At 40.1% G+C, this 2,922-nt stretch carries 3 protein-coding genes; all 3 read right to left on the bottom strand.

The genetic code is table 11. The features are described 5' to 3' along the window. On the bottom strand, positions 1–769 hold a 769-nt coding region (locus tag AC52RT_RS11095; protein WP_495540801.1), incomplete at its 3' end, for an RsiX family anti-sigma factor. Beyond that, entirely contained in the window at positions 747–1,295 is a 549-nt protein-coding gene (gene sigX / locus AC52RT_RS11090; protein ID WP_495540800.1) for an RNA polymerase sigma factor SigX, read from the bottom strand. The genes AC52RT_RS11095 and sigX, both read right to left, overlap by 23 nt. A gap of 229 nt (positions 1,296–1,524) precedes the next feature. Continuing rightward, the coding region (locus tag AC52RT_RS11085; RefSeq protein WP_495540799.1) for an ATP-binding protein at positions 1,525–2,922 on the bottom strand (1,398 nt) is incomplete at its 5' end.

Below are 2,922 nucleotides of genomic sequence, written 5' to 3'. Positions count from 1 at the left end.
ACAACGGTATCCCAGGCTGCCCATTGGTGGTAAAGACAACACTTTCAATTTGGTTATATTTCACTGTTTCTTGCAAAGCGGCTAAGAACGTACTATCTAACGTAATCAATGGTGAATCTTTAGGCAGGTCAATGATAATTTGATTATTCTCTGCACCATCACTAATTGTGATGTCCAGCGGATAATAATCGGTCAGGCCCCACGCTTCTTCCTCTGCATTAGTCATCGCTTCAACTAACCCTTGAGCAAGTGAAGCAGAAACACTTGAAACGGTTACGGGAATAATGTAATTAGATTGGTCATCAGGTACACCTATCGTAACAGCCTCATGGTATGCAGCTTGATCACTTTCGTTTGCTTCGGCCTTACCAGCGTGGTCTTCGTTATTTAAGGTTTCTTTTTTATCTTCTGTTGCATCTGTATCTACTGCTGCTTTATTCTTTGGGGATTTTTCTGCGTTATAATCCGACTCATTAGACTCCTCTTGGTCTTTCTGTTTTTCTACTCGATCCATCGATATAAACTGACTGCTGGATGATTTCTTTTCTGAACTTTCGCTGTTTAAAATGGAAGCACCCAGGACAGCCATGAGGAGCAGAGCAGCAGCCGCGGAAAACAAAGGAATCCAATTTCTCTTCTGTTTCCTTTTCCTTATGGATCGATTATTAACATGATGATAAACTTCTGAACGCGAACGTTTATCTTCTACTTCCGGCAGTTTTTTAAGAAGCTTGATAAGCTCGTACTCATTCCATTGGGATTTTTTCAATTGAATTCCCCTCCTCCCTGCCCTTCTCTTCCATTTTCTTTTTAATGGCTTTTAATGCACGGTGTTGTGTTGTTTTCACCTTACTCTCCGTCCAGTCCAAAACGGCCGCAGTTTCCATAATCGATAATCCTTGAATATATCGAAGAATGATTACACTTCGTTGATCGAGTGTACATGAATGTAAACTTTGATAAATTCCTTGAACTTCAGCATTTTGAATCGCAATTTCCTCAGGTAACGGCTGAACATCCTTTACAGGCTGCTTATCCAAATCAAAATTCTCCAACAATCGCTGTTTCCAGCCTTTTTCTTTCCTAAAATGATCAATCGCTGCATTTCTTGCAATCGAATACAGCCATGTTTTCTCACTGCTTTTTCCTTCGAAGCGGTCATATGACTTTAAAACGCGAATATATACTTCTTGAACAATATCTTCTGCCACTTCATGTTTTTTCACCATATAAAATAAAAATTGATATAAATCCTTATGATACTTTTCATAGAGTTCCTGAAAAACGGAGTCCATTTTTTTCTCCCTCCGTTCATATATAGTAGTCGTAATTTCCCGGAGAATAGTTACAACCTAACTATAGTATTTTTATGGAGAAAAAGGAATGGATTTCCGAAAAGAAACCGGATACTCCTGCGAAAGAAATAGACTCCCGTTAGAGGTATCTTTTCATTTCGCAGCAGTATCCGGTTCTTAAAACAGTTGTTTCTTATGAAACAAGATTTTCCGTCATCATTTTATAGCTTTACTCATTTTCTTCCAACATTCGTGGCAAAGAAAAAGTAAATGTTGTCCCTATATCCACCAGACTATGTACAGAAATATAGCCTGCATGAGCGTCCATAATGTTCTTAGCAATAGCAAGACCAAGCCCCGTACCAGATTTCCCCCGCGTTCTCGCCTTATCCGCTTTATAAAACCGTTCGAATACATAAGCTAGATCTTCCTCAGGTATACCGGTTCCAGAGTCTTTTACCTCCATGACTAACCCATTTCTCTCTTCTATCCATTGAGACACTTCCACGGTGCCTCCGGTAGGCGTGTGGCGTATGGCATTATCAATTAAATTAGTCAGCACCTGCTCGATTCGATCATGGTCAAAATCCCAATACGTTTCTTCACTAGCAGTCTTGGCATATAATTGAATTCCTTTTTCCTTCGCAAGGCCATTAAATTTGTACACGATCCGTTCAATATAACCGGTTACTTCAATTCTTTCATATCTTAAAGTAACCTTCCCTGACTCCATTCTTGCCAGATCAAGTAAATCATTAACAAGCCTGCCCATACGGAGCGATTCATCATAGATTACTTGTGCCATATCCTTCTTATCTTCTTCAGTACCAGCTACATCATCAATAATGGCTTCACTATAGCCCTGCAGCATGGAAATAGGCGTTCTCAGTTCATGAGAGACATTGGCAATAAAATCCGTACGGAGTTTATCCGTTTTCCGTTCTTCTGTCATATCTCGAAGAATGGCGACAGCGCCTCTTATACTGCCAGCGCCATAAAGCGGACTAACGATCAGTACCCAATCATGACCCTGTAAACTAATTTCACCAATTTGCTCCTTATCAAGGATATCTGATTGGTTAAATAGGGTCATTAACACAGCTGGAACATCATTACTTTCATCTTGCTTCTCAAAATACCAGCTTTGAAGAAATCGTTCTGCCGGTGGATTGGTTTCAAGGATCGTTCCATCTTTATTAAAGGTAATAACCCCGTCAGCCATACTGCTCAATATACTCGCTAGATGTTCTTTCTCTTGGCTTAGCGCACTCATATTGAACTTAAGCTGTTTCCCCATTTGATTAAACGCCATTGCCAGCTCGCCTATTTCATCTTGCGTCACAATTGGTACCTTCGTATCAAACTTGCCTCGAGCCACTTCAAAAGCAGCTTCCTTCATCTTATTTAAAGGAGCATTAATACGAGTGGAAAGGAAAAAGGCAAAAATGGTTGTTAAGATAATCGCAACACCAGCAGCTAAAAGAATAAATTTAGTCGTGGAGCCGATTGCCTCTTCCATTAATTCGGATGATTGATATAAAAACAACTGGTGCTGCTTACCATTCAACTTTAGCGGCATACCAATAACGATTGCTTTTATCTTTTCACCATCCTCCCCCTTTTGCGG

The sequence above is a fragment of the Peribacillus sp. genome (assembly GCF_059453735.1).
Note: the sequence above shows the minus strand (reverse complement) of the source record. Positions and strands in the feature narration are given on the sequence as shown.